The sequence below is a fragment of the Myxococcales bacterium genome, assembly GCA_022563535.1.
GTDB lineage: Bacteria > Myxococcota_A > UBA9160 > UBA9160 > UBA4427 > DUBZ01.
Map to the genome: position 1 here is coordinate 1 of JADFNE010000062.1, position 23508 is coordinate 23508.

The following is a 23508-nucleotide window of genomic DNA, read 5'->3' on the forward strand; positions in this document are numbered from 1 at the left end:
CCTTCAGGCCCGCCGCATGGGCGAGCAAAGCCCGAACCTCTTCTGCGCGCAGGGGTCGAGCCGCACCGGGCGCCAATCGGCCCAGGCGTAGCGGGCCCATGCGGACGCGTACCAACTTCTTGACTGGATGTTTGAGTCGCTGCATCGAGAGGCGGATCTGTCGCTTTCTGCCCTCCTTGAGGATCAGGAAGAAAGTCGTGGTTTCGGTCTTCGTGTCGATGCGGATTTTGTCGACTTCGGTTTTTCCTGTGCGGCCGTCGTCGAGATAAACGCCGGCGCGCAGGCGAGCGAAGGTTTTGTCGCTGACACAACCTTTGACGGTGACGCGGTATTCGCGTTCGTTGCCAAGGGAGGGGTGGAGCAAGCGTTGCGTGAGACCGCCGTCGTTGGTGAGCAGCACCAGGCCCGAGGTTCCGAGATCGAGGCGTCCGACCGGGAACATCCGCGGTCCATCTTTTGGCAATAGTTTTACGACGGTCGCGCGGCCTTCGGGATCGCGGACCGAAGTAATCACGCCCTCAGGTTTGTTGACCATCCAATAGGCGTGTTTTTCGCCGACTAGTTTCTCGCCGTCGAGACGTACGATATCGCGACTCGGATCTGCAGTGTCTCCGAGCTTGGCAGCGTCACCGTTGACGGAAACGCGCCCTTGGCGGATCAGTTCTTCACACGAGCGTCTTGAACCGAAGCCAGCGCCCGCGAGCAGCTTCTGCAGGCGCACAGATACCGACGCAGTTTCGGCTGCGCGCGGTGCGGGAACCGGGTTTTTACGACGAGGCTGCTTGGCCCGGCGGCGATGTTTTGGGGAGGGCTGTCGTGCGGCCATGAGTCATTCGATCGCCGGCTCCGAAAGCTCGGCGGCACCTCCGTCGTCTGCGGCCATCTCGCCATTGGATTCGCTCGCGTCGTCTTCCCCGGTTGCGGAGAGCTCAGCGTCCGACTCGGGATCCTCGGTCTCTGATGACTCATCAGATGCGAGACCGTGCTCGCGAGCAAGATCCTCCAACTCACGCAACGCGGGCATCTGCTTCAACGAGTCGAGCCCGAACACCTCCAGAAAGCGTCGGGTGGTCGCGTATAGCATCGGGCGGCCTGGCACTTCCTTGTGACCACTGATCTTGACCAGTCCACGATCCAACAGGCCCTTGAGCACAGCGCCAGCCTCGACCCCTCGCACCTGCTCGATGTCGGCTCGAGTCGCGGGTTGTTTGTAGGCGACAATCGAAAGTGTCTCGAGTGATGCCGGCGACAAGCGCAGCGGGCGTTGCTTTTGAAGTTTCTGCAAGTAACCGGAGTACTCTGCCCGGGTGCGCACTTGATACCCACCGGCGACTTCCCAAATTTCGAATGCGCGCTCCTGCTTTGCATATTGTTCGTTGAGTTCGGACACCAGATCTTTTGCCAGGGCAGGAGTGCACTCCGGCGCAATCTGGGCGATGCGCACCGCGGACAACGGTTCGGGCGAGGCGAGCACCAGGGCTTCGACAATTTTCAGCTGTTCGGATCGTTCCATGTCAATTGCCTCACATGAGCTCGGTAATTCGATCTTCCCAAGAAATTTCACTGATCGTAAGAGTGGCACGCAGTCGAATGGGCCCTTCGGGCGCGCCAATTTCGTTTACACCCTGGTAGAGCGCAATCGCCTCGAGCCTGGCGAGCTCCAGGATGGCGAGGAACGTGGCGATCAAACGTGTGCGCGTCAGGCTCTCCGCGGGAAATATCTGAAGGAATTCGACCGAGTCCCGTCCTTCGATCATCGACATGACGAACATCATTTGGTCGCGCACCGTCACTTCTTCGCTTTCGACGATGTGTACACCAACCTCCGGCTCATCGGGAACACGCTTGAGCACCAGGCGGAACGCTTCGATCAACTCGAACAAGCCGACCTCGATTTCGCGCTGCGCGTCTGAAACCTTTTCCGGCTCCGCTCCCTTTGCCTCGTAAACGTCGCGCCCGAGCCAGCGACGCTTGCTCAGCGCTTCGGCGACCTCTTTGTAGCGCTGGTATTCGAGTAGACGGGCCACCAACTCGGCGCGCGGATCGATCCCGTCGTCGTCCAGCTCCTCGTCGGTCGGAGGCAACAGCATGCGAGACTTGATGTGGGCCAGGGTCGCCGCCATCACGAGGTACTCGGCGGCGACGTCGAGATCCAGGCTCTGCATGACGTCGAGGTATTCGATGTACTGCTCTGCGATCTGGGAGACCGAAATATCGATGATGTCCACTTCATTCTGGCGAATCAGGTGGAGTAGTAGATCGAGAGGTCCCTCGAAGACCGGAAGCTTGACGCCGTAATTTGCGCTGGCGCCCAGGCCATTGGTGGCGGCGCCATTCGAGTCGGGCTCGCTCGTATTACGGGATTCAGACAGGCTCATGTGGCTCCTACCGCCGCCCACGCATACTGCGCTGGAGCCGTAGCGTGTACGTCTCGTTCTTAGGAACTTTTGAATCGGGGGGGACGCGCTCCAGTATGGAGAATCTGGCGCTCGCGATCAACGCCGATCGCCAGTCGGGCCTCTCCCGGGTACCCTCGCCCAGTGAATTCGCGCCTCTCGACACCCTGGATCCGCCTCGCCGCAGTCCTTGGAACAGTTTTCACTGCCAGCAGCTTGATGCCCGGATGCACATCGCCGCCGCGCGACCCCGACAACCTGTGTTCGATCTTCGGCCAGAAGCACGCCTGGTACCGAACCACCCTGGCGACCCAGCGGCGTTGGGGAATCGACCAGGCGACCCAGATGGCCGTGATCTTTCAGGAGTCGAGTTTTCGCGCCGGCGCCCGACCGCCGAGAACCAAACTCCTGGGTTTCATTCCGTGGCGGCGCAAGTCGAGCGCCTACGGCTACGCCCAGGTCGTGGACGGGACCTGGGACGTGTACCGGCGCGAGGCGGTCAGACCCCGTGCAGAACGAAATCGCTTCGCCGACGCCACGGATTTCATCGGCTGGTACATGAGCCGCATCGCCAAACGAGCCCAAATCGACAAGACTTCGGCGCGCAGCCTCTATCTCGCCTACCACGAAGGCGCCGGGGGCTTTCAGCGCGGGACCCACCTCAAGAAAAAGTGGCTGCTCGACATCTCGTACCGGGTCGCGCAGCGCACGGCACGCTACCGCGCTCAGTTGGAACTGTGCCGCGAGCGTCTCGAACGATATCGCTGGTGGTGGCCCTTCTAGCCCTCGTTTCCGGCCGGCGCGGGGGCCGAGCAGTTCATTTGGGACTGGCGGGCGTCACCTTCTTCTGCTTGCGCCGAGTTCGCATCGGCGCGCTGCTCCTGCGCTGGATCTCCCGGGCCAGGGCCATGGCTTCTTCCCGGTTCGCGACCTCCCCGTCGAGGTAGGCTGCGCGAATCCGTGAAAGCGCCACCCCGATCACAGGTCCCTCGAGCTCCGCGGCCACCAGATCGCGACCACTCACCGGAAGCCGCCGATCTCGGTCCTCGGCCGCCCAGCGCAATATGCGACGGCGCAGCAGGGGCTCACTGCTGGCGCAAAGGGCCAGCAGCTGATCTTCGTCCAGTTCGGCGAGCACCACATCGACTGCTCCTCGACCTCGGGTGCCCGCGAGTGCCTTGCTCCAGCTCTTTCGGTGCTTGGCGAAGTTCACGATTCGCTCACCCGCATCGCCGCGCACCGAAAGGCGTCTGACGACACGCCGCCGCATCGCAGGGTTGAGGGGCGCCAACCAGAGGCACAGCCCCGCGATCCAGGCCCGGTTCTCGCGCAGGCGCCAAGGTGGATCGGCGAGCAGCTTGCTCAGTTTTCGCAGCGAGGGCTTGGCCCGGGCATCGAGGATCAGACCGGGTTCGAGGGCCCCGAGAATGTTCCAACTGTGAAGAAGTTCGAGAGTGGCCGTCGGGTTGCCGCCGCGCCGTGCCTCGGAAAATATTTTTTCGAACTCCCGGCGTAATCGGTCCCCGCTCACTGCCCCGAAGGCTCCGTCTCGCAGCGCGTCCCGGAGATAGGATCGCGATCCCCGGGACAGTTTGAAGCCCAGCCGCGGGCAAAGACGCGCGGCACGAAGCGCCCGGGTCGGGTCGTTGTGAAAGCTCAATGGGTGAAGTACCCGGAGCGAGCGCTCCTTGAGATCCGTCACACCGCCGACAATGTCGATCACACTGTCGGATGCCTTGTTGCTCGAGTCCTCCCCCATGTCGAGCAATGGGACGACCAGCGCATTGACCGAGAAGTCTCGTCGCAGCAGATCGTCTTCCAGACTTCCGGCAGAAATCTGGGGAAGCGCGCCGTTGGTGACATACTCCTCTCGGCGCATCCGGGCCAGATCGATGGTGTGCTCCCCGAGCGAGAGCGTCAACGTCCCGAAGCGACGATGTTCGCGGATCCGCGTCCGAGGACCACTCACCTTGCGGGCCAACAACTCGGGCGTCTTCTCCGAACCACCCGCAATCAACAGATCGATATCGACGATTTCTCTGCCCAACAGCCAATCGCGTACCGGACCGCCGACCAGATAAAGCGTGAGACCCATCCGATTCGCAACGGCAGTCAACCGACGCACGAGTTCTGCGACTTCATCCGGAAACGTGCCGACGATGTCTCGCGAGATTCGCCGGCTCACGGTCGCGTTCCTCGACTGCCGCTACCTCGAGGATGGCGGAGTTCCACGGTCTCCTTCAACTTGCTGCGACCCACATGAGTGTAAATTTCGGTGGTCGAGAGGTCGGCGTGCCCAAGCATCATTTGGATCGATCGCAGGTCTGCCCCACCTTCGAGCAGGTCCGTCGCAAACGCGTGGCGCAAGACGTGGGGAGAGACGCGATCCTGAGCAATCCCAGCGCGAACGGCGAGTTTGCGCAGCAGCACGAAGAAGTTCTGACGCGTCATGCTTTCGCCTCGGCGCGACAGGAACAATGCGTGGGAAGAGTCGTCCCGCGCTCCGAGCATTGCGGGGCGTCCCGCTTCGAGATACTCATCGATTGCGGACAGGGCCATCTCGCCGAGTGGCACCACCCGTTCGTGTCCGCCCTTGCCCACCACGCGCAGTAGCCCCCCCCGCCGATCGAGGCTGCTGAGCGGCAACTCCACCAACTCGCTGACCCGCAGACCGGCGCCGTACAAAACCTCGAGCATCGCGCGATCGCGCAACGCGAAAGCACCCGTGTCGCCACAGGCGTGGATCAATGCCTGGGTTTCCTCAATCGCCAATACCCGGGGTAGCGAGCGACCGACTTTGGGAGCCATGATGCCCTGGCTGGGATCGATCTCCAGCAATTTTTCCGCGCACATGAATTTGAGCAAGCGCCGGACCGAGACCAAGGCTCGCGCCCGACTGGCCGGACCGAGTCCGTCGCGTTCTAGCTGGCCTATGAACGCCAGTACGTGTTCGCGGTTGATGTCCTTTGCAAACAGTCCCTCGAGAGGCGCCGCGAAGCGCGCAAGATCTCTGGCGTAGGACGTAATCGTGTTGCGTGCCAACCCCTTTTCGAGTCTGGCGTAGTTCAAATACGCATCCACTACCTCGTTTATCCGCTCAGTCTGCACCTTGACCTCCACGGCTGCCATTCTCCCCCGCTGCCTGCAAGAGATCCTCGTGAAGCCGGTCTAGAACCGCGGGATCGACGATTTTTTTCTGCTGGTCGTCCTTGATATAGAAGGTGTCTTTGACTTGATCGAGAACCGTTCCGACCTTCGAAATGAAAATGCTATATCCGTGACGCGCAAACACGCTCGTCAAGTCGTAAAGCAAGCCGATGCGGTCGTCCACGGTGACATCGACCAGAGTGTAAAACTCTGACTCATCATTCGAGATATACACTTCGGGCTTGAAGCGAGACGGTGACGAAGAACGTCTGCGCCTCGATTGGCGGTTTGCGTGAAATTCCGATGCCCGTCGATCTCCACTCAAGACCTGTTCGAGTGCGATTTCCAATTCCCGCCAGGCAAATTCGCGCTCTTTTTCGCCACCTTCTGGCGTAGAAAGGCGATAGACCTCGAGGGCGAAGCCCGCGCTGGAGGTGTAGACGTATGATCCCAGAATATTGAAGCGACAGCCCGTGAGCACGCCGGCCACTTCCGCGTAGAGCCCGGGGCTGTCCCGCACGCAGAGCACAAACTCGGTAAACCCGCCGCGCATTTCTCGGAACGAAGTCGCCAGGTCTTCCCCACTCAAGTAGCGAAGGACCACTTGTGCGTGACGGGCGATCTGCCGAGGAGTATGGGCGACAAAATACCTCCGCGGCATCGAGTCGAAGTACCCGTCGATCTTTTCTTGCGCAATTCCCAGGTCTTTCAATTCCGCACAAGCGCCACTGCGCCGCACCTCTACCCGGGCCTCGATGAGTTCGATCGCTTTGTCGCGATCATCTGTTCCCGATTCCAACAGCTCGGCCGTGCGAACAAAAAGTTCCTCGAGCAACTGCCCCTTCCATTCGGTCCAGGCCTCGACCGACGAAGCTCGGATGTCCGCGAAGGTCAGCAGGTAGAGATTGCGAAGGTTCGTTCGATCGCCGCAAATCTTGGCAAAGTCGAGAATGAGTCGGGCGTCCGAAATATCCCTGCTCTGTGCCAGGTGGGACATCAACAGATGGTGGCGCACGAGAAAGATCACGCGCTCGGCGCGATCGGGAGAGAGCCCCAACCGATCGACGCAGCTTTGGGCCCGGGGCACCCCCTTGTTCGAGTGGTCACCCCCAAACCCCTTGCCAATGTCGTGCAAGAGACATCCGAGGAACAGCACCTCGCGGTCGACCTCACCCTCCATCAGCTCAGTCAGCTTGACCAGCGAGGTTGCAAACTCGCCGCGGGACAATCGACGCAGTTCTTCGACAAGAAATATCGAATGGATATCGACGGTGTAGGTGTGATAAATCACGTGCTGCCAGCGGCAAACGATGTGTTCCCATTCGGGAATGAACGCCGCCAACAGCCCTTCTTCGTTCATCGTGACGAGATTCCGCGTCACCCCTCGCTCGCCCCGCAAGATTGCCAGAAAGGCTTCGGTGGCTTCTGTGCTGGTGCGAAAATCGTCGTCGATCAGATCCAGATTCTCTCGAATCATCCTGCGCGCCAGACGCGAAAGAGGCACCTCATGCTTCTGGGCCATTGCGAACGCGGTGAGGAGCCGCACCGGCTTGGCGCGCAGATGTTGGGTATGGGGAATCTCGATGTGGCCCCCAACAACTTGAAAACCGTCCTCTTCCGCCAGCACGACCCGGGAATCCCCACCGCGACGCATCCGTAGTCGACATTGCTCCATCACCAACTCGGACAGCTTCTCGATATTGCGCACGTGTCGATAGTAGTCGCGCATGAAAGCTTCGACCGAGAGTTCGTGGTCCTCTTCAGTTTGAGCACCCTGCTCGCCTGTGCCCGGAGGATCGCCTGTGATGCGCCCATAACCCAGCGACTCGGCGAGTTGCTCCTGCTGTTCGAAGCTCATCTGGTCGTTGCCCCGCCCGCTCTGCAGGTGCAATTCGTTGCGAACGCGCCAGATGAAATTCAGGGCGGCGCGATAGTCGGCCATTTCTGCATCGGTCAGCAAACCAAAATGCAGAAAGTCCTCGTGATCACGCGCCGTTGGTTGGGTGGCCCGGGTCACCCAGAAAGCGGCGTGGAAGTCGCGCAATCCCCCCACGCCTTGTTTGATATTGGGCTGCAGCAAGAACGCCGACGCTCCGTAGCGCCGATGTCGCCGTTCCACGGCCTCCACTTGATCGTCGATGAACGCGGCGACGTCGGGAAGCAACTCTCGGCGCATGGTGTCGCTGAATTCGTGAAAGAACTCGCCATCGCCGCAGAGAAAACGCGCGGTCAAGACCGCGGTTCGAACCGTGTCGTCTTCTCGCCCGAGTTTCACAGTGTCTTCCGGGGTCCGGGTTGCACAACCCACCCTGAGCCCCGCATCCCACATCCAGTATTGAAGGCGCTCACTGATTGCCGCGACGTAGGAGGTAATTTCGTTTTGATAGACGACCAGTAGATCGACATCTGAATAAATGCACATCTCGCGGCGGGCATATCCCCCGACTGCGACCACGCAAAGCCCGGTTTCGAGTTTGCCGTCACGGGCCAGCAAACTCTCTTCGGCGAGATGAAACAGCCGACGCACCAATCGGTCCGTGAGATCTGAATGGGTATGGATGACCTCGCTGCCGGGAATACCGGCCCGGTGAAGTTCGGTGAGGTGCCCGCGCACTTGCTCGATGAATGTGCGCACACGCTTCGGCACACCGCGCTCGGGATCATCTCCGCATGTACGAAGGTCGGGAAGAATTTTCTCGACTCTCGGCGCCGCAATCATTGGATGCCCGTCTTTTTCGCGACCTGCTGCCCTCGACTTCGGTAATCGCCCAGACCCGCGGCGATGTGTTCCGCCATCGCCATCAAATAGCTCTTGTCGCGCAACAGCTTTGCGTCGTGTTTATTGGTCAAGAACCCCGACTCGAGCAAGATGGCCGGCATGCTCGAAAGAAAGAGCACATAGAAGGGGCCTTTTTTGACGCCGAGGTCGGGCACTTCGCGATACTTCTTGCGCAAGCCCGGCATCAGCGAGTCGTGCACACTCTTGGCCAGTCGCACCGAGTGCTCTGAAACTTCGGAAACGTGGAGTTTTGCCATGGCTCGCTGCAGCGAATCGACCTCGCTTCGGCTCACGCCGTTCTCCCGAGCCGCGACATCGAGGCTGTGCCGCTCGTGATTCTCGTCGAGGGAATAGATTTCGATTCCCCGGGTGCCGCGCCGGGTCGATGCATTGGCGTGTATTGAAACGAAGATATCTCCGTAGGCTGCTTCGGCGATCACCGTGCGTTCTTCGAGACTCAGCGAGAGATCTTTGCTGCGCGTATAGACAACCGTGAAACCCCGATGTTCGAGACGTTCACCGATCATCTTGGCCAGGCGCAGGTTGACGTCCTTTTCCCGCAACCCCCCGATTCCAATGGCACCCGGGTCCTTGCCGCCATGACCGGGATCGATCACCACGGTGCGGATGGGACGAAGTGGGATCGAAAGCCGCGAGTTGGGCAGACTTCCCTCCGGACGGGGCCATTGCAACGTTTCGCCCCCGCTCCGCGGTCCATAGACATCTACCACCACGCGGTGGGGGGAGCGCAATATCAGCAGGCGATGGCGGTCGTATCGCTGCAGATCGATCACCAGCCGGGCCTTGCCCAGGGTGTTCTGCCCGAGACGCAGATCTTGCAGCAGCCCATCCTGAATCGGAATGCCGTCCTCGAAATCGCGACCGACCCAGATGCCTTCGAGATCGAGATACAGTCGATCGGGGCGACCGGCCTTCGCATCGGCGGTAAGCCGCTTCACTTCGGTTTCCACAGGTTGCGTGAGTTCGACGACGACTCGCGTGTAGTCGGGATGAGACCAGGTGCGCACATCCGTTACGCTCCCCATCCCCTTGGGCCGGGTAACACCGAGCAGCCCCGGCAGCAACAACACCAGCATCAGCACGAGCAGCGCCAATGGAAGTACCCGGCGGGAGCGAAACCCGAAAGCCGCCATTAGGACTGCTTCCCCTTTGCCAGGCGATCGCGCAGAGTGGTCACGAGCACGAGCGCATCCATCGGTGTGGTCGCGTCGGGATCGAGTTCGCGCAGCGCGTCCAACACTTCTTCTTCTTCGAGCGACCGGGCCGGCGGATTTCCGAGCGCGAAAGCAAGCTGCCCGGGCTCGGCGGGCGCCGCCCCCGCTTCCTTGGCGAGACGAGGCAGGCCCTCAGGATCGAGTTCGCCACCCTCTAGGTTTTTCAGGATCTGCCGCGCTCGCTCGATCAGCGGCTGAGGCAATCCGGCGAGTTGTGCGACGGCAATTCCGTAGGAACGACTCGCCCCCCCCGCCACGAGTCGTCGCATGAACACGATCTCGTCGTTCCACTCCCGGGCTTCGAAGTGACCGTTGCGAACCCGGGGACGGGTGCGCGCCAGATCGGAGAGTTCGTGGTAGTGGGTCGCGAACAACGTCCTTGCGGAGAGACCCGGCGTATCGTGAAGGTGTTCGAGTACCGCCCACGCGATCGAAAGCCCGTCAAAAGTACTGGTGCCCCGGCCGATCTCGTCGAGGATCAGCAGGCTGCTTTGCGTCGCCGCTCGCAAGATTTCCGCTGTCTCGCGCATTTCGACCATGAACGTCGACTCGCCCCGGGCCAGTCGGTCCGACGCGCCAACCCGGGTAAAGATTCGGTCGACCACCCCGATGCGGGCACTTTCGGCGGGCACCCAACTTCCCATCTGGGCCATCAGGACGATCAGCGCGACCTGACGCAAATAGGTGCTCTTGCCAGACATGTTGGGCCCGGTGAGGAGCAGGATCTGCGCGTTGGCCGAGTCGAGGTCGGAATCGTTGGGAACGAAGCCCTCGGCGTGTGCGTCGTTCAAGATGGCTTCGACGACCGGGTGACGCCCAGCGCGGATCTCGAGTGTTTCGCCATCGTGTACTTCGGGGCGGACCCAACCGTGGTTGCGTGCTACCTCAGCCAAGGAAGCCAATGCGTCGACGACCGCGACGGCGTTGGCGGCAACTCGAATTTCATCCACCCGGGCGACCACCTCGAGACGAAGGTCTTCGAGAATCTGTCGTTCGAGGGCAGCGGCGCGCTCGTTTGCGCCCATCACCTTGCCCTGCACCTCGGCGAGTGCCGGGGTCGTATAGCGCTCGACGTTGGCCAGGGTTTGCTTGCGTTCGTAGTCGTCGGGGATCTTGCCCGACTGTGCTTTCGAAACCTCGAGGGAATAGCCGTGAACCGGGTGGAACTTCACCTTCAGCGTGGATATCCCCGTCCGTTTGCGCTCGCTGGCTTCGAGTCCGGCGATCCACTCGCGCCCCTTGCTGGCGCTCTCGCGCAACAGATCGAGTTCCGGGCGGTAGCCCTCGCGGATGTAGCCGGTTACGCCGGCTCCCCTGGATCCGCGCGCGATCACGGGGGGATCGTCGATCAGGGCGTCCGCGAGCAGGCTTGCGAGTTCGGGCAGCGGCTCGGGAAGCAGCAGCGCAGCTGGGAGGTCGCCATCCGGAAGTAGATCTTCGCCTTCCGACCCGGTGCTCAAACTGGCGCGAACTTCCGGCAAGGCACTGATGGATCCGCGCAACACGCCGATGTCTCGCGGCGTCGCGGTCGGTCGAACCGCTTTGGTCAGAATGCGTTCGAGATCGCGCACGCCGCGTAATGCGAGACGCAGGCGGGCTCGGGGCCGATCGCGTTCAACCAGTGCGCCGACACCTTCCTGGCGTTCGCGAATCTCGCTTGGGTGCAGCAGCGGATAGCGCAACCAATGCGCGATTCGTCGCGCCCCCAGTGCCGTCACGCTGGTGTCTAGAAGTTGGACCAGCGTGCCGTCGCGGCCGCGATCCAAATTGTTTTCGAACAGCTCGAGGTGCGTGCGGGTAGATTCGTCGAGCACCATGGTGTCGCCCAGACGATAATGCCGCAGCTCGGGAAAGTGACTCAGCGCAGAGGGTTGATTGATCCCCAGATAACTGATCAGTGCCGCCGCCGCGCAATCATCGGGCCCGGCACCCTTGGGATTGAAACCCGCGGGCTCGACTGGAGTGCGCGCGGGGTCGAAGCTCGCGGCTGGCACCCGGGTCAACACCGCGTTGGGCAGCCACGTGTGCAGTCTTGCCCCGAGCCGCGCTTCCACCTCGGCATCGCACAGAATCTCTCGCGGTGAAATTCGCCGCAGTTCCTCCAGCAACAGTTCCGGGACCGCTTCGCCCGGCTGGCCATCGATGCGGGTCGCGCGAAAATCGCCGGTGGAAGCATCGAGAATGGCAAGGCCCGACGGCCCGCCCGCGTCCCCCAGCACGACCGACATCACCGCGACCACCTGCGTGCCGTCCAGGCCCGACGGATCCCCCACCAGTCCCGGCGTCACGACTTCCACGACTGCGCGCTTCACCAGGCGCTTGCCGCCGGTTTCCTTTGGATCTTCAACCTGTTCGCAGATCGCTACCCGGTGTCCCAGTTCAGCCAGGCGCTTGATGTAACCCTCGGCGCTGTGCACGGGAAAGCCGCACATGGGAACTGCGTCGCCGGTGTCTCTGGCTTTGTCGCGACTCGTCAGCGTGATATCGAGCAACGGTGCCACCAGCACTGCGTCGTCGAGGAAGAGTTCGTAGAAGTCACCCATGCGATAGCAGAGCACTGCATCCGGATAGCCTGCCTTGATGGCCAGGTACTGGCGCATCATCGGCGTATCGCGTGCGGAAGTCGCTTTCACTCGAGCCCCTTGTATTCACCCCGCCTCGGGGTCTCATCCAATAGATCCAACAGACTTGCAAACTCGCTGACGACTTCTGCTTCGCGACCGGTCGCGAGCAAGCATCTGCCCAGAACGATACGCGCAGCCAGGTTTCCCGGATCGCGTCCAAGCAAGCGCTTGAGTTCGACCGACGCGAGATCGGCGTCGCCCCTTGAACTCAAATAGCGCGCGAGAGCCAGCGTCGCTTCTGAATCCGCGGGATTCTCTTCAACCAGCGTTCGCAGGAAGCCCTCGAAGTCCCGCGCCCGGTTGGTCGCCGCAAAGGCGGCCTCCACCTTGCCGTACAGGTCCATCGCAGCCCTGCGATCCAGGGCTGGAACCTTCTTCCATGCAACCAGGGCCGCCTTGTCCCGTCCGCGATCCGCCTCGAGTTGACCCAGCAGGATATAGGCGGCCGCACAGCGAGGATCTCGTCGCAGCGCGGTTTTGACCGCCTTGCGGGCGGCGCCCGCCCGACCCTCTTCTCGCTCGTACTCGCCCATGCGGAGCAGTAGGGATGCCTCGCGCGTGCGATCTCGCTGTTCGAGCTTGGCGAGACGACGTTCGAGCGCAATCGAACGCGGAAATTCCTGCAGGTCGGCCAACAACTCGACCAGGGCGCGCAATGCGACCGGGTGGCGAGACTCATGCACCAGTACTTCCTCGAAGCTGGCGACCGCCCGGCGCAAGAAACCACCCGCGTTGAAATCCTGGCCCAATTCCAACAAGACCCGCGCGCGTTCCTGCCCGTCGAGATCCTTGCGCAGCAGGAGGTTCTGGTGGAGCCGGATCGCGCGGCCGATTTCCCCGCGCCCGCGGTAGAAACGGCAAAGCGCTAGATAGGCGTCGACGTTGCTCGAGTCGACCCGTACCGCGTCGGCGAGGGCGCGCTCGGCGGTTTCTGGGTCTTCGTCGAGGATCGCGAACAGGGCCTCGTGCAACAGCGCATCAAATTCACGACGCGACGAGGTCCGCGAACGCCCGCGGCGGTTTTGCAGGATCGCTGGCAGCTGAAGACGCCACACCGGTTAGCTCCCCTTTGCGCTGGGGGGGTTGGCTGTCAATTCACCTTTCGTTTCGATCTCGAACGCCGTTGCCACTTCGCCGCCGGACGTGGGGTCGCCGGTGGCCAATGGAAGATTGCGCAGGTGGTGCACTTCCGCTTCGAGGTCGGCAATCGCCTTGCGATAGCGTCGTCCGACCAGACTGGAGCGGATCAAGAGCAGGCTCGAAACGAAGAAAGCGGCCACGATGCCCGTGGAAAACGTCGCAGCCAGAGCGAGCCAAAGACGCACACCCTCAATCTTTGTCAGCAACAAATCGATGTCGACAAGGACCGGGTTCCGGTCCGGAAAAAGTCGGACCACCACAACGAGCACGATGACGACGGCCGCGAGCAGCACACGGCGCAACAAGAGCGTCAATCTTTCGCACCTCGGCCAACCGGACCGGCGTTGATCCGGTGCCCGCCGGCACAATCAGAGCGGAGAGCGACCGCGACTAGGCGGAAGCCACCCCCTCTGCATCACTGGCATCAGCGCTCGAACGGTCGCCGTCCGAGCGATCCACCATTTCTTTCAGTTCCTTGCCGACCTTGAAAAACGGCGTTCGCTTGGCACTGATGTGCACGGGCTCTCCGGTCTTCGGATTTCGCCCTTCTCTGGCTTCGCGCATCTTGACCTGAAAGCTGCCAAAACCGCGGATCTCGATTCGGTCTCCCATCTTGAGAGAATCAATCATCGAATCGAAAATCGTATTCACTACGACTTCAGTGTCTTTCTTCGAAATGTGCGGAGTTCGCTTCGCGACCTCCTCGATCAGACCACTTTTCGTCATCGTGCTCTCCGACTCGTTAATCGCCATCAAAATCCCAACCGGGCGCCGACACGAAGCCGCCCCCAATTGGGCCCATTGTACCGAACTACTCTTCCTGCTCACTCTTATCGGTCTTGATGCCAATCTTTCTCTTGAGCAAATCTCCCAAGGTCGTCGCCTGACTCGCAGACTCCTGCTTCGCCACCTTTTTGAGGGCGGCGCGTTCGGCCTTGTCGTCGACTGCGCGAATCGACAGAGAGATCTTCTGCTCTACCGGATCCACCTTGACCACGAGTGATGTGACCTCTTGCCCAACGGTGAAGTGTTCTTCCGGCTTCTCGATGCGCTCCGCAGCGAGTTCAGAGTTGTAGACGAGTCCGTCGATTCCTTCATCGAGCTTCACGAAGACGCCAAACTCGGTCACGCTGCTGACCGGTCCAGTGACTTCGCTGCCCACGGAATACTTGCGCTGGATTTCGTCCCACGGGTTCGGCTGTAGTTGCTTGATTCCCAGGGAGAACTTCTCGTTTTCCTTGTCGATCTTGAGCACGACCGCCTTGACCATGTCGCCCTTTTCGAACTTCTCACTCGGGTGCTTGATCTGCTCGGTCCACGAAATGTCCGAGATGTGAACCAGCCCATCGATGCCCTCTTCGAGACCGACGAAGATTCCGAAATTGGTGATGTTCCGCACCTCGCCCGAGACCTCTGATCCCACCGGGTAAGTCGATTCGATCACCGTCCACGGGTTCTCTTCGATCTGCTTCATCCCGAGCGAAATCTTGCGATCGCGCTCCTTGACGTCGAGCACCACCGCCTCGATTTCGTCGCCCACGGTGACGATCTTCGACGGATGCTTGACGCGCTTGGTCCAGGACATTTCTGAGACGTGAACCAGACCTTCGATTCCCGCTTCGAGTTCGACGAATGCGCCGTAATCCGTCAGGCTCACCACCTCGCCCTTCAGGCGTTTCCCAATCGGGTAGCGCAGCGCGGCGTCGATCCAGGGATCGGGCTGAATCTGCTTGAGACCCAGCGAAACCCGCTCGGCTTCGGGGTCGAACTTCAACACCTTGACCTTGATCTCGTCTCCGACCTTGAACAACTCGCTGGGATGATTGATGCGACCCCAGGACATGTCCGTAATGTGCAGCAGGCCGTCGATGCCACCGAGATCGATGAACGCACCGTAGTCGGTGAGGTTCTTGATCACGCCATCCACGATCTGGCTCGCGGAAAGCGTCTCGAGAGTGTCCCGGCGCAACTTCTTGCGTTCGGTCTCGAGTAGCGCACGACGCGAGAGCACGATGTTGCCCCGGCGCTTGTTGAACTTGATGATCTTGAAGTCCGATCGCGTTCCGACCAGGCCTTCGAGATTGCGGACAGGTCGCAGATCGACCTGCGAACCCGGCAAAAATGCTTTGACGCCAATGTCGACAGAAAGGCCACCCTTCACCCGGGCAATGATCGCTCCCTCGACCGAACGATCTTCGTCGTAGGCCAAGCTGATCTCGTCCCAGATCTTGAGTCGTTCTGCCTTTTCTTTGGAGAGAACGATGCGTCCGTCTTCGTCTTCTGCGTCTTCGACCAGGACGTCCACGATGTCGCCGACTTTCACCGTCATGGTGCCGTCGTCTTCCATGAACTCCCAGGCGGCCACGAGGCCTTCAGATTTGAAGCCGATATCTACCTGAACGTATTCTTCGTCGATGGAAAGGATGGTGCCTCGGGCGACTTCGCCCTCTTTTGCTGATTTTGGGCCTTGGCTGAATAGCTCAGCAAAGCTGGTTGCTTGGTTTGATGAATCACTCACGGTTGTTGTTTGCTCCCAAATGCCGTCCCTACCCCAGGGCTGACATGCACTACCGGGTTTGCGCCGCCCGGCTCGGGTTAATCGTCTGCGGTTCCGGGCTCCACTGTCGCGAGCCCTTCGCTTGCAGACGCTAGAAATTGCTCCACTTTATCGGCATCTCCCGCCTCGATCGCCAGCGCCAATTCACCGAGTGATCGACGAAAGAGTTCGAGGGGAGCTGCCAATGAATTCCGATTGGCGCTCAGGATATCGCCCCAGAGCGCCGCGTCACTCCTCGCGATGCGGGTAAAGTCTTTAATTCCACTTCCGGCCAGTTCTCCGGCGGCGTGGGGAGCTGCCCTCAGGGCATGGGCAAATGCAAAGGCCAGCACGTGGGGGGCGTGGCTGATCCAGGCCGTTTGCTCGTCGTGGTCCGCCGGACTTCGCTCCCGAACCTGGGCGCCCAGGGTCTCCCAGAACCATCTCAGCCGCGCTACGGCGGCTGGCGAGGTACCGGAGACCGGTGTGACGACGCAGCAGGCGCCCTCGAACAGATCAACCCGGGCATTTTCGACACCCTTCAGATGGCTTCCGGCCATGGGATGGGAGCCGACAAACGACACTCCGTCGGGGAGCAGATTTGGCAGATTTGCAGCCACGGCCCCCTTCACGCTGCCCACATCCGTCACGATCGCCCCCTGGGCCAGCTGCGGTGCGATTTCCTCGAGCACGGCGGGCATGCGGGAAACCGGGGTCGCGAGCACAACCAGATCAGCCCCGCGCGCGGCACTCTTGATGTCTCCAATTTCATCGACGATCCCGTGCTCGAGAGCGTATTCCAGCGGGCCACGACGACGTCCAGCGCCGACACAGCTTCTCACCGCACCGCGTTTGCGCGCCGCAAGGGCCACCGATCCCCCCAGCAAACCCAGGCCCAGGATCGCCATGCGCTCGAAGGGAGGTTCGCCGTCACCACGAATCCCCGTCTCTGTGGACGTCTGGCTCACCGTTCCCCCACCGAAAGCGATCGCAGGGCTTTCACGAATCGTTCGTTTTCTTCGGGCAGCCCAACGCTGATGCGTACGTGATCCGGCAAACCAAACCCCTGCATTGGCCGCACGATCACACCGCACTGCAAAAGTTCGCTGTAGATATTGGCCCCGATCCGCACCAGCAGAAAATTGGCGTCGGTCGGCGTGACCTCGAGCCCTAGACTTTCGAGTTCGCGAGTCAGGTAGTCGATCCCGCTTCCGTTCAACTCCAGGGTCTTCTGCACGTGTTCATCGTCATCGAGGGCCGCGAGCGCCGCCACTTCCGCCAGGTTGCTCACGTTGAACGGATGCCGTGCGCGTTCGAGATAACCGATCAGATCCCGATGCCCAACGCCATAGCCGATGCGCATGCCCGCCAGGCCGTAAATCTTGGAAAACGTGCGCAGCACCAGGGTCTCGGGACGCTCGCTGAACAATTCCAAGCTGCGGGGGAAATCGGTTCGGCGCACGAACTCGTAGTAAGCCTCGTCCACCGCCAGCATCACCGTGTCGGGCAAGCTTTGCACGAACCGCCCAAACTCTTCGGCGCCGATGCTGGTCCCGGTCGGATTATTGGGATTGCACACGAACACGATCTTCGTTCGCTCAGTGATCGCGTCGCGCATGGCTTCGAGATCGTGACTGAAATCCCCGCGCAACGGCACTTGCACCACGCGGCCGCCCATTCCCTGGACAACAATCGGATACATTGCGAACGATGGCCAGGGCATGACGACTTCGTCGCCCGGGGCGATGAAGGTCTTGACGAGCAGTTCGAGGACCTCGTCCGCGCCACAGCCGAACACGATCTGGTCTTCGTCGACCGCAAGCTTTTTGGCCAGTCGCGTGCGCAGGGCGAAGCACGCTCCATCGGGATAGCGATTGACGCCATCGATGCAGGCGCGCACGGCGGCAAGGGCTTTGGGAGAGGGCCCCAGTGGGTTTTCGTTCGAAGCCAGCTTGATCGACGACTCGATCCCCAGCTCCCGCTCGAGCTCTTCCATGGGCTTGCCCGGCTCGTATGGAGCCAGATTCAGAATGTGGGGATTGACTAGGTCTGCGATGGCCACGCTCACGCTCCGTTCTTGGTGCTGTTCTTGGTGCTGTCTTTGACGCTACTCGTCATCGTGCTCGGAATATCCTGGGCCCTCGGAAACGAGCCCAGAATCTTGTGCGAGTGAGCATTGGCCGCAGCCTCCTCGAGAGCGAGGGCGACGTGCTCGTCGTCGAGATGCCCCTCCATGTCGACGAAGAAAAGGTACTCCCAGGGCTTGCTCTTGACCGGGCGGGACTGAATGGACGTCAAGTTGACGTTGTGCTTGGAAAATGATTCGAGCAGACGGTACAACGCACCCGATTGGTTCTTGCGCGCCGTGAACACCACCGAGGTGAGATCGTTGCCACTGGCCGCTGGCGTTTCGCGACCGATCACGAGAAAGCGCGTCATGTTTCCCCGCATATCCTCGATGCCCGTTTCGACCAGTTCGAGTCCATAGGTATCGGCCGCAATCTCACTTCCGATTGCGGCCAGGTTTGGATCTTTGGTCGCCATCACCGCGGCATGGGCGGTACTCGTCGTCTCGATGATTTCGACGTCGGGCAGACGACGACGCAGCCAGCCGCGACATTGCGCGAGCGGCTGCCACAGAGAAGCCACGCGTTCGATACCTTCGAGTCCGCCGCTCTGACGCAGCAGATTCTGGGAGATCTCGAGCATGAGTTCGCCACAAATCGTGATATCAGACTCGACCAGGCTGTCGTAGCACTCCGTGACCGCGCCCTCGGTAGAGTTCTCCACCGGAACGACACCAAAGTGGGTCTCCCCGCGCTCGGTCTTCAGGAACACCTCGGCCAGATTCTGACAGGGCTGCAGGTCTACCTGGGTGCCGAACTGCCGAATCGCCGCAAGGTGACTGAAGGTGCCCTCCGGTCCCAAGTAGGAAACGCTCACCATTTTTTCGAGCGAGCGGGTCGCCGAGATGATCTCGCGGAAGACATGGGTGACCCCCGGATTTGGAAACGGTCCCGGATTGTTTTGAATCAGGCTCGCGACGAGGTCCCGTTCGCGACTCGCCACGTAGATGGGACTGCGATCGCCACCACTCTTCAGCTGGCCCACCTGTTCGACGAGCTTTGCCCGGCGATTCAGCCGCACCAGGATCTCGCGATCGACCTCGTCAATCTTTTCGCGCAACTGCTCGAGTTCTGGCTCGATCTCGGAAACCGACGGAGAGGAGTCGGCAGTGCTGCCGGCTTTGCCGGCACCCGCTCTGGACATGGCTGTCTGCTCCTTTCCTCTGGGCCCCGGGTTGGCCCGGCTCTGCGAATATCGCGCTAACCCCCTGAAATAGCAGGCGCAATATATCGGAGGGGGACCGTGACCGCAAAGGGCCAGCGGGCAAAATCGGCTTTCTATACAAGGGTTTATGCGACTTTCAGCCCAAAACCCGGATCCGATCGATCAGAGAGCCAATCTGGCCCTGCCCGACGCCGCCACCGCCCACCCGACACCCGGTTGAGCGAAGCATCCCGCGCTGCCATTCTCTCGCCCATGTCAGAAGTCGTTGCCCTGTCGGGCGGAATTGGATCGGGAAAAAGCAGCGTCCTCGGCATGCTTGCCGAACTGGGCGCCACGGCGATCGATGCCGATGCCATCGTTCACCAGTTGCAGGCAGCCGGCACCCCGATGCTCGCGGCCATGGCCGAGGCTTTTGGTGACCACATCATCAAATCGGACGGGTCGCTGGATCGCGAAGCCGTCTCCGCAATCGTGTTTCGGGATGCCGACGCACGCAGCCGACTGGGCCTGATCGTGCATCCGCCGGTGGTCGCGGAAATGATGCGACAAGTCGAAGCGGCACGAGCAAACGGGGACCCGCTCGTTGTGCTCGATATCCCGCTGCTGTTCGAAGGCGCAAAGAACAAATCCGGAGCCGCGGTGGCGACCAAGTACGACGCCACGATCCTGGCCTGGGTACCGGTGGAAATTCAAATCGAACGCACGATCGCGCGCGACGGTTGCGACCGCGGCGAAGTGGAGCGGCGCATCGACGCCCAGCTGCCGATCGATGAAAAACGCGACATGGCGGACCATGTCATCGATAATTCGGGGAGTCGGGAAGCGACTGCGGCGCAGGTCGCGGCCCTTTACCGGAAGCTCACCGAAGACGGGTCTTGAATTCGGCTCGCCACAGCGTTCCTTAACTCTATGTGCGAAAAATCGCTCGCTATTTCGCGCCGGTGCGTTTAAGGTGATGCAGGAGGAAACGGAGAGGCGCCATGAGGATGCTCGCAGTTTCGGCAGTTATAGCTTTGGTTGCGGTCTTGGGTGCGTTCAGCGTTCAGGCGGTCACGCTTCAGCCCGGCGACTTGGTTGTCACCCGTCCCCCATTCCTATCGAAGGACATTTACGGTGCGATCATTCACATAGATCCCCATACGGGCGTCAAAACCGTCATCTCCTTGGTAGACGACCCCCAGGGCATCGCGATCGGCGCCAACGGCGATCTATTCGTTTCTGATTGGGGCCCGTATTGTTCCGCGTGCCCGAACCCGCCGGATGCCAAGATCATCCGTATTGATCTGGCGACAGGGGCTCAGAGTGTGATCGTCGCGTTCCCATACTGGGACAATGTTCAACCCCGACACATCGCGATTGACGCCAGTGGCAATCTCTTCGTGACTCAACGTTTTGGTATTTTCCGAATCGACCCCGCAACGCGGGACGTCACGGTCGTAGCCACGTACCCCTATATCATTGCCCCCACCAGCATCGTGATTGACGAGTATGGGGATCTGATCGTTGTGGCTCGGATCTCGGGCGAAATTGCCCGGACAGTCGTCCGTATCGATCCCGAAACTGGAGCCCATTCCGAAATCGTTAAGGAGGATCTTGAGGGGGGTCGTTTCAACGGTATTGCGATTGACCCGTACGGCGATCTGCTGCTTACAGTACTAGCACCGCGAAAGAGACTCTGTTTCGGCGGCAGCAACGACGGCAACCCGTGCTCCAACATTTTTGACTGTCGTCCGGGCGGCTCTTGCCGAATCGTAGACGAACAAGAGAGTTTCATTCTCCGCGTGGACCCCGAGACCGGCGACCAGACCGTGGTGTCCTCAGTGCGCCCGTCGTCTCTTTCAGACATTGCAGTCGACGCGAATGGCGACATTTTCGTTCTGGATTTTGTTTTCATCCTACACATCGACCCCGAGACGGGAGCCCAGGAGTTCATTGCACGGAGTGAACTCTTTTCCTACTTCAACGACATCGCGGTCGTGCCCAATTTCGAAATCGAGATCGAGTTGGACATCCATCCGGGGAGCGACGTCAACCGCATCAATCCGTCAAGCAGGGGTGTCATTCCGGTAGCGATTCTCGGCTCGGACGACTTCGACGTAGCCGACGTCGACGTGACCACCCTGGTCTGCGGTCCCGATGGCGCAGCGCCCGAGCACAAGCAGGGCGGCCACGCCGTGGACATAAACCAAGATGGTCTAACGGATCTGCTCTCGCACTACCGCACACGAGAGACCGGCATCGCTCCCGGCGATACTCAGGCGTGCGTGTCGGGCCAGACCCTTGACGGGATTCCCTTTCAGGGATGCGACGAGATCACGACCGTGCCGGCCCGTGGAATTCGGGCCGACTAACGCCGACTGCGCCGGCTCCCGGCCAATCCAGCCAACCCAAGCAGAACCAGCAGGCCTGTGCCGTCGCCGCCACCGGGGCCACAGCAACAATGGAAAGCACGCAGATCGAGATTTCCGCTCCCTCGACCGGGTGCGATTCGACTTATCGGCAAGGCTGAGACGGTGGATCTACGTTCTGGCCGAGCCTATCCCCCCAACTTCGCGAGGTTGGAATGAGGCGGATGATGTTGGATTCACTGCGTGAGTCCACTCCCTCCACTGCTGCGGCGGCGCTTCGGCGCGTCTGCTTCGACATCAACCCGGATGGCGCGTGTTGGGCGGGTGTCATCGCCTGGTTCGACAATTTCATCTTTGGCCGCTATCCCAGGGGTGAGATGTGGCGTATCAATCTCGGCGGCGTCTTGCTCGTCGTTTGGATGGTGCCGATCTGGCTGCCCAGGGTGAGGGACAAGATATACGTCGGTTTCAGCACCGTGTTCCTGTATCCCTTCCTCGGCTTCTATCTCTTCGCCGGCGGCGAGAAGGGGCTGTTCCTTCAAGTCATGTTTTCGCTCGCGATCGTCGTCCTGATCGGCAACACCCTCAACGCCTACCACGGGGTCCGCACGGGGCGTTCGCTGCCCGCGGTCGTGATCGCCGGCCTCGGCATGAAGGCGTCGTCGGACAAGGTGCGGCGCAACACCTTGCTGGCCATCTTCGCCGCTGCCTTCGCGGTAGTGTTTTGGATGCAGATGGACTGGGGCCTCGTATCCGTCGAATGGACCTTATGGGGCGGGCTGTTCCTGACCTTCGTGATTTCCGGCATCGGCATCGCCTTCGCCCTGCCTGGCGGCATCGTTCTCGCGATGGGCCGTCGATCGCAGCTGCCCGTCATCCGGATACTCTGTACCGGATTCATCGAAGTCTTCCGGTCGGTGCCGTTGATCACCATCCTGTTCATGGCGACGACCATGTTCCCGCTGTTCCTGCCCGAGGGGTTCAACTTGAACAAGCTGGTGCAGGTGATCGTGGCGGTGTGCCTGTTCAACGCCTGCTACATGGCCGAAGTGGTGCGCGCCGGCCTGCAGGCGATTCCCAAGGGCCAATACGAAGCGGCCATGGCGATGGGTCTCGGTTATTGGAAGATGATGGGCCTGATCGTCATGCCGCAGGCGCTGAAGTTCATGATCCCGAACATCGTCGGCAACTTCATCGGCCTGTTGAAGGACACCACGCTGGTCTCGATCATCGGGTTGTTCGATATCCTGAACATGCTCAAGGCGGCCAGTCAGGACGTGCCTTGGCGCGGCTTGCACAAGGAGCCGCTGGCAGTCGGTGCTGCCATCTTCTTCGTCATTTGCTTCGCCATGTCGAAGTACAGCCGCCATCTCGAAGAAACCCTCGGCGGCGGAACGGATCGCTGATCGGGGTCGACCTCAAAAGGGGATAAGCCATGGTAGAGAGCACCACCGAGACGACCGAGAAGGAGACCCCGGACCAACTGGCGTCGGCGGCCTCGTCCGAGGTCATCATCTACCTCAACCACGTCAATAAGTGGTTCGGTGAGTTCCACGTCCTGCGCGACATCAACCTCTCGATCACGCAGGGCGAGCGGATCGTCGTCTGCGGGCCTTCCGGTTCGGGCAAATCGACGCTGATCCGTTGCATCAACCGGCTCGAGGAGCATCAGGAAGGCGACATCATCATCGACGGGATGACGCTGGGCAGCGACCTGAAGAACCTCGATCAGATCCGCAGTGAAGTCGGCATGGTGTTTCAGAGTTTCAACCTGTTCCCGCATCTCACCGTGCTCGAGAATCTGACGCTGGCGCCGATCTGGGTGCGCAAGATACCCAAGTCCGAGGCGAACGCATCCGCCATGGCTTATCTCGAGCGCGTCAAGATCCCCGAGCAGGCCGACAAGTATCCCGGCCAGCTCTCGGGCGGTCAGCAGCAGCGCGTGGCGATCGCGCGCTCGCTGTGCATGAACCCCAAGATCATGCTGTTCGACGAGCCGACATCCGCGCTCG

The 23508-nt window shown here is 60.9% G+C and carries 20 protein-coding genes; 5 read left to right on the top strand and 15 right to left on the bottom strand.

Annotation, left to right across the window (positions count from 1 at the left end; genetic code table 11):
• The 3 genes from IH881_16030 to IH881_16040 all read right to left on the bottom strand — a co-directional run.
• A partial coding sequence (locus tag IH881_16030) for an rRNA pseudouridine synthase (GenBank protein ID MCH7869204.1) occupies positions 1-826 on the bottom strand: 826 nt, incomplete at its 3' end.
• Between the two features lie 3 nt (positions 827-829).
• Positions 830-1513, bottom strand: a complete 684-nt coding sequence (gene scpB, locus IH881_16035; protein ID MCH7869205.1) for an SMC-Scp complex subunit ScpB — start codon at positions 1511-1513, stop codon at positions 830-832.
• A 10-nt stretch (positions 1514-1523) separates the two neighbouring features.
• Positions 1524-2378, bottom strand: a complete 855-nt coding sequence (locus IH881_16040; GenBank protein ID MCH7869206.1) for a segregation/condensation protein A — start codon at positions 2376-2378, stop codon at positions 1524-1526.
• 162 nt (positions 2379-2540) lie between these two features.
• Here IH881_16040 and IH881_16045 point away from each other — a divergent pair, with 162 nt between their 5' ends.
• Complete coding sequence (locus tag IH881_16045) at positions 2541-3179, top strand: hypothetical protein (protein MCH7869207.1); 639 nt, start codon at positions 2541-2543, stop codon at positions 3177-3179.
• A 34-nt stretch (positions 3180-3213) separates the two neighbouring features.
• Here IH881_16045 and IH881_16050 read toward each other — a convergent pair whose 3' ends face one another.
• From IH881_16050 to pheA, 12 genes are all read right to left on the bottom strand, one after another.
• Positions 3214-4581 (bottom strand): CCA tRNA nucleotidyltransferase, encoded by a 1368-nt coding sequence (locus IH881_16050; GenBank protein MCH7869208.1) that lies wholly within the window; start codon positions 4579-4581, stop codon positions 3214-3216.
• A complete protein-coding gene (locus IH881_16055; GenBank protein MCH7869209.1) occupies positions 4578-5504 on the bottom strand; it encodes a site-specific tyrosine recombinase XerD in 927 nt (308 codons plus the stop codon). The genes IH881_16050 and IH881_16055 overlap by 4 nt, the downstream gene beginning before the upstream one ends.
• Positions 5494-8190, bottom strand: a complete 2697-nt coding sequence (gene glnD / locus IH881_16060) for a [protein-PII] uridylyltransferase (GenBank protein ID MCH7869210.1) — start codon at positions 8188-8190, stop codon at positions 5494-5496. The genes IH881_16055 and glnD overlap by 11 nt, the downstream gene beginning before the upstream one ends.
• A gap of 68 nt (positions 8191-8258) precedes the next feature.
• A complete protein-coding gene (locus IH881_16065) occupies positions 8259-9476 on the bottom strand; it encodes an N-acetylmuramoyl-L-alanine amidase (protein MCH7869211.1) in 1218 nt (405 codons plus the stop codon).
• Positions 9476-12160 (bottom strand): DNA mismatch repair protein MutS, encoded by a 2685-nt coding sequence (gene mutS / locus IH881_16070; protein MCH7869212.1) that lies wholly within the window; start codon positions 12158-12160, stop codon positions 9476-9478. The genes IH881_16065 and mutS overlap by 1 nt, the downstream gene beginning before the upstream one ends.
• A 26-nt stretch (positions 12161-12186) precedes the next feature.
• The gene (locus IH881_16075; GenBank protein MCH7869213.1) at positions 12187-13236 is read right to left on the bottom strand and encodes a tetratricopeptide repeat protein; all 1050 of its coding nucleotides are present in this window, start codon (positions 13234-13236) and stop codon (positions 12187-12189) included.
• Between the two features lie 3 nt (positions 13237-13239).
• Positions 13240-13635: a LapA family protein gene (locus tag IH881_16080; protein MCH7869214.1), complete on the bottom strand. Its 396-nt coding sequence runs from the start codon at positions 13633-13635 to the stop codon at positions 13240-13242.
• A gap of 76 nt (positions 13636-13711) precedes the next feature.
• On the bottom strand, positions 13712-14047 hold the full coding sequence (locus tag IH881_16085) for an integration host factor subunit beta (GenBank protein ID MCH7869215.1): 336 nt from the start codon (positions 14045-14047) through the stop codon (positions 13712-13714).
• Positions 14048-14132: 85 nt separating this feature from the next.
• Positions 14133-15860, bottom strand: coding sequence for a 30S ribosomal protein S1 (locus IH881_16090; protein ID MCH7869216.1), 1728 nt, complete (start codon positions 15858-15860; stop codon positions 14133-14135).
• A gap of 56 nt (positions 15861-15916) precedes the next feature.
• Positions 15917-16825: a prephenate dehydrogenase gene (locus tag IH881_16095; GenBank protein MCH7869217.1), complete on the bottom strand. Its 909-nt coding sequence runs from the start codon at positions 16823-16825 to the stop codon at positions 15917-15919.
• Positions 16822-17913, bottom strand: coding sequence for a histidinol-phosphate transaminase (locus IH881_16100; GenBank protein ID MCH7869218.1), 1092 nt, complete (start codon positions 17911-17913; stop codon positions 16822-16824). The genes IH881_16095 and IH881_16100 overlap by 4 nt, the downstream gene beginning before the upstream one ends.
• 8 nt (positions 17914-17921) lie before the next feature.
• Entirely contained in the window at positions 17922-19127 is a 1206-nt protein-coding gene (gene pheA, locus IH881_16105) for a prephenate dehydratase (protein ID MCH7869219.1), read from the bottom strand.
• A 237-nt stretch (positions 19128-19364) separates the two neighbouring features.
• Here pheA and IH881_16110 point away from each other — a divergent pair, with 237 nt between their 5' ends.
• From IH881_16110 to IH881_16125, 4 genes are all read left to right on the top strand, one after another.
• Positions 19365-20027 (top strand): dephospho-CoA kinase, encoded by a 663-nt coding sequence (locus IH881_16110; GenBank protein MCH7869220.1) that lies wholly within the window; start codon positions 19365-19367, stop codon positions 20025-20027.
• Between the two features lie 101 nt (positions 20028-20128).
• The gene (locus IH881_16115) at positions 20129-21499 is read left to right on the top strand and encodes a hypothetical protein (protein MCH7869221.1); all 1371 of its coding nucleotides are present in this window, start codon (positions 20129-20131) and stop codon (positions 21497-21499) included.
• 212 nt (positions 21500-21711) lie between these two features.
• Entirely contained in the window at positions 21712-22902 is a 1191-nt protein-coding gene (locus IH881_16120; protein ID MCH7869222.1) for an amino acid ABC transporter permease, read from the top strand.
• A gap of 29 nt (positions 22903-22931) precedes the next feature.
• Positions 22932-23508: amino acid ABC transporter ATP-binding protein (locus IH881_16125; GenBank protein MCH7869223.1), on the top strand; the 577-nt coding region annotated here is incomplete at its 3' end.

Coding starts and splice junctions, on each gene's coding strand:
- IH881_16085 (MCH7869215.1), bottom strand. CDS start 14,047: ATGACGAAAAGTGGTCTGATCGAGGAGGTCGCGAAGCGAACTCCGCAC.
- IH881_16065 (MCH7869211.1), bottom strand. CDS start 9,476: ATGGCGGCTTTCGGGTTTCGCTCCCGCCGGGTACTTCCATTGGCGCTG.
- scpB (MCH7869205.1), bottom strand. CDS start 1,513: ATGGAACGATCCGAACAGCTGAAAATTGTCGAAGCCCTGGTGCTCGCC.
- pheA (MCH7869219.1), bottom strand. CDS start 19,127: ATGTCCAGAGCGGGTGCCGGCAAAGCCGGCAGCACTGCCGACTCCTCT.
- IH881_16040 (MCH7869206.1), bottom strand. CDS start 2,378: ATGAGCCTGTCTGAATCCCGTAATACGAGCGAGCCCGACTCGAATGGC.
- IH881_16115 (MCH7869221.1), top strand. CDS start 20,129: ATGAGGATGCTCGCAGTTTCGGCAGTTATAGCTTTGGTTGCGGTCTTG.
- mutS (MCH7869212.1), bottom strand. CDS start 12,160: ATGATGCGCCAGTACCTGGCCATCAAGGCAGGCTATCCGGATGCAGTG.
- IH881_16120 (MCH7869222.1), top strand. CDS start 21,712: ATGAGGCGGATGATGTTGGATTCACTGCGTGAGTCCACTCCCTCCACT.